Origin of the sequence: Streptomyces sp. SID5464 (genome assembly GCF_009862985.1) — a bacterium.
GTDB classification, from domain to species: domain Bacteria; phylum Actinomycetota; class Actinomycetes; order Streptomycetales; family Streptomycetaceae; genus Streptomyces; species Streptomyces chartreusis_D.
On the sequence record NZ_WWIQ01000031.1, the window covers coordinates 1 to 3,545 of the forward strand.

General features: G+C 72.2%; 4 protein-coding genes. All 4 read right to left on the reverse strand.

Translation table 11 applies throughout. The features are described 5' to 3' along the window. A partial coding sequence (locus GTY47_RS19310) for an aldehyde dehydrogenase family protein (protein WP_010049291.1) occupies positions 1–205 on the reverse strand: 205 nt, incomplete at its 3' end. Further along, positions 202–3,096, reverse strand: coding sequence for an FAD-binding and (Fe-S)-binding domain-containing protein (locus GTY47_RS19315; protein WP_010049292.1), 2,895 nt, complete (start codon positions 3,094–3,096; stop codon positions 202–204). The genes GTY47_RS19315 and GTY47_RS19310, both read right to left, overlap by 4 nt. Continuing rightward, positions 3,093–3,242: a hypothetical protein gene (locus GTY47_RS40310; protein WP_010049293.1), complete on the reverse strand. Its 150-nt coding sequence runs from the start codon at positions 3,240–3,242 to the stop codon at positions 3,093–3,095. The genes GTY47_RS19315 and GTY47_RS40310 overlap by 4 nt, the downstream gene beginning before the upstream one ends. A 31-nt stretch (positions 3,243–3,273) precedes the next feature. After that, the coding region (locus GTY47_RS19320) for an aminotransferase class III-fold pyridoxal phosphate-dependent enzyme (RefSeq protein WP_010049294.1) at positions 3,274–3,545 on the reverse strand (272 nt) is incomplete at its 5' end.

Consider the following 3,545-nt stretch of genomic DNA (forward strand, 5'->3'; position numbering starts at 1 on the left):
CGCTGCGCGCCCGGGGCGCCGTACGCGCCCACGCCTCCTGCGCCTGCACGGCCGCTTCCTCGGCGAGCTTGGCGTCCTTGGGACCCGCGTCGGCGACATGGCAGAGGACCTCGCCGGTCGCCGGGTCGTCGACGGGCATGGTGGCGCCGTCCGAGGCGTCCACCCAGGCGCCGCCGATGAACAACTGCGTGGGCGTGTCGGTCATGAGTTGTCTCCTGGTTGTCCGGGTCGGTCGGCAGCGGGATCGAGCAGTTCCGCGAGGTGCAGGGCGCGGATGCCCCGGTCTCCGGCGAGGTGGTCGATCTGGGTGGCACAGCTGAAGCCGTCGGCCACGACGACGGCCGGTGTGCGCGGGTCGATGTCGTCGAGGCGTGGCTTCAAGGCCAGGTCGGCGACGGCCATCGAGGTGTCGTAGTGCTGTTCCTCGAAGCCGAAGTTGCCGGCGAGTCCGCAGCAGCCCTCGGCCTCGTCGACCTGCGCCACACCGAGGCGGCCGAGCAGGTCGCGCGGGTGGCGGCCCTTGAAGGTGGCGTACTCGTGGCAGTGGGTCTGCAGCACGACGCTGTCCGGCAGTGTTGGGGGCGCCCAGCCGGGGACCGCGAGGTCGGTCAGGGCTCCGGTGAGGGTGTGGACGCGGGCCGCGACGCGCCGGGCGGCGTCGGTGCCGAGGAGCTCGGGCACGTCACGCTTGAGCGCCGCGGCGCAGCTGGGTTCGGCCACGACGATGGGCCGGTCGTCGCCGTTGTCAAGGCGGGCGACGGTGCGGGCCATGATGCGGCGCGCGAGTGACAGTTGTCCGGTGCTCACCCATGTCAGGCCACAGCACAAGTCGTCCTCCGCCGCGCAGGGGATGCCGGCGTCGGCGAGCACGCGGCTCGCGGCCCCGGCCACCTGGGGGCGGAAGGCGCGGGTGAAGCTGTCCACGAAGAGCAGCGTCTTCGCCGGTTGGCCGGTCCTGGCCGCGCGCAGTGCCCGGCGCAGCGCACGCCGGGAGGCGAAGGCGGGGATGCGGCGCTTCGTGGTCACGCCGCCCAGGCGCGCGAGCAGCTTCCCGACAGGTCCGCGCAGCAGCGGGTTCACCGGGCGGGCCGCGTACCCGACGAGCTTGGACGTGAGCGGCAGCCAGCCCAGGGAGTAGTGGGACCGGGGTCTGACTCTGCCCTTGTAGTGCTGGTGCAGGAACTCGGCCTTGTACGTGGCCATGTCGACGCCGACCGGGCAGTCGCTGGAGCAGGCCTTGCAGGACAGGCACAGGTCGAGGGCGTCACGCACCTCCGTGGAGCGCCAGCCGTCCTGGACGGTTCCGCCCCGCACCATCTCCTGGAGCAGCCGGGCCCGGCCCCGCGTGGAGTCCTTCTCTTCGCCCGTGGCCCGGTAGCTGGGACACATCACGCCGCCCGCGTCGCTGCGGCAGCGGCCGACCCCGACACAGCGGCGCACCGCGCCCGCGAAGCCGTCGTCGTCGTGGGGAAAGGTGAACGTCGTGTCCAGGAATGGGAGTTCACGCAGGGCGAGGTCGGCGTCGAGGTGTGCCGGGTCGACGATCACGCCGGGGTTGAGCAGCCCCTCCGGGTCGAAGATCTCCTTGAAGGCGGCGAACGCCCGGATCATCCGGTGGCTGTACATGACCTCCAGCAGTTCGCCGCGGGCCCGCCCGTCGCCGTGTTCGCCCGAGAGGGTGCCGCCGTGCTCCACGACCAGGGTGGCGGCCTCGGAGAGGAACCGCCGGGTGGCGGTTCGGCCCGCGTCCGTGGCGAGGTCGAAGTCGATGCGTACGTGGACGCAGCCCGCGCCGAAGTGGCCGTACAGCACGCCAGTCAGACCGTGTGCGGCCAGCAGCTTGCGGAAGTCACGCAGGTAGGCGGCCAGGTCCTCGGGCGCGACGGCCGCGTCCTCCCAGCCGGGCCAGGACTCCCCGCCGTCGACCAGGCGGGCGGCGAGCCCTGCCCCGTCCTCACGCACCCGCCACAGCGAGCGCCGTTCGGCCGGGCTGTGCACGACCCGCCCGCCGGTCATCCGGCCCTGTGCCTTGAGCGCGTCCAGCAGTTCGCCGGCGCGGGCGTCGACGACCGCCTGGTCGTCGCCGTCGAGTTCGACGTACAGCCAGGCACGGCCCGCGGGGAGACCGGTGACGGAGTCCGGACCACGCCGGGCCCGCATGGTGGCGACGATCGCCTCGTCCATGCCCTCCACGGCGGTGGGGTTCCAACGCAGGATCTCGGGGACGTCCTCGGCGGCGTCGACCACGTCGTCGTAGCCGAGCGTCAGCAAGGTGGAAGACTGTGCGGTCGCCACCAGGCGGACCGTCGCTGCGGTGACGACCGCACAGGAGCCCTCGGTGCCCACCAGGGCGCGGGCCACGTCGAAGCCGTGCTCGGGCAGCAGGTGGTGCAGCTGGTAGCCGGAGACCTGGCGCGGTACCCGGCCCAGCTCGGTGCGGACCGGCGCCAGGTTGCCGTCGATCAGGCGGCGCAGGTCCGCTTCCAGACCCGCGACACGCTGGACGGCGTCCCGGTCCTCCGGGTCGGCGGCCCGCAGTCCGGTCCGGTCGGCGACGGCCCGCACGCCGTCGGCCGTCACGATCTCCAGCGCCTCGACGTGCCCGCTGGTGCGCCCGTGCCGCACTGACCGGTTGCCGCATGCGTCGTTGCCGATCATGCCGCCGATGGTGCAGCGGTTGTGCGAGGACGGGTCGGGTCCGAAGGTGAGCCCGTGCAGGGCGGTCGCGCTGCGCAGCGCGTCCAGGATCACTCCGGCCTCGACGCGGGCGGTGCGCGCCACCGGGTCGATGTCCAGGATCCGGTTCATGTACCGGGAGAGGTCCAGGACGACACCGGGCCCGACGGCGTTGCCCGCCATGCTGGTGCCGCCGCCTCGCGCGGTGACGGGGACGCGCGTCTCGCGGCAGGCCCGCAGCACCGCGACGACGTCGTCGGCGCTGCGGGGGAAGACCACGGCCCTCGGCGGGACCCGGTAGTTGGAGGCGTCGTAGGCGTAGAGGCCGGTGGATCCGGGGCCGGTCTCCACCCGCAGGCCGGGAGCGGTCTCGGCAAGCCGCGAGGCCAGCGACTCCAGGGCCGTGGTGGTGTCCGTCATCGCCGTGCCGCTCCCGATGTGCCGGCGTCGACCGCGGTCGCCCATGCCTGGAGGCCCTCGTCCACCGCCGTCTTGTCGATGGCCCGCTGGATCGGCGTCCCGTTCATGTCGAACGTGACGAACCTCGGCTTGCTCTCGAACTCCATGGGTCTCTCCAGTTGCCGATCGGTCAGGCTGTCACAGACGGTTCTTCGCGACCTCGGCGAAGGTTTCCAGGAATCGGGTCACATCGGCGGAGTCGAAGGCCAGCGGCGGGCGGATCTTCAGGGTGTTCGCCGACTTGCCCGTGCCGTTGATGAGGATCCGGCGATCGCGCATGTCGTTGATGACGTCTTCGGTCAGCAGCCGGTCCGGTTCAAGAGTTTCGCGGTCCTTCACGATCTCCACGCCGACATACAGACCGGCGCCGCGGACTTCGGCGACGTACGGGGAATCCTTGGTGATCTCCC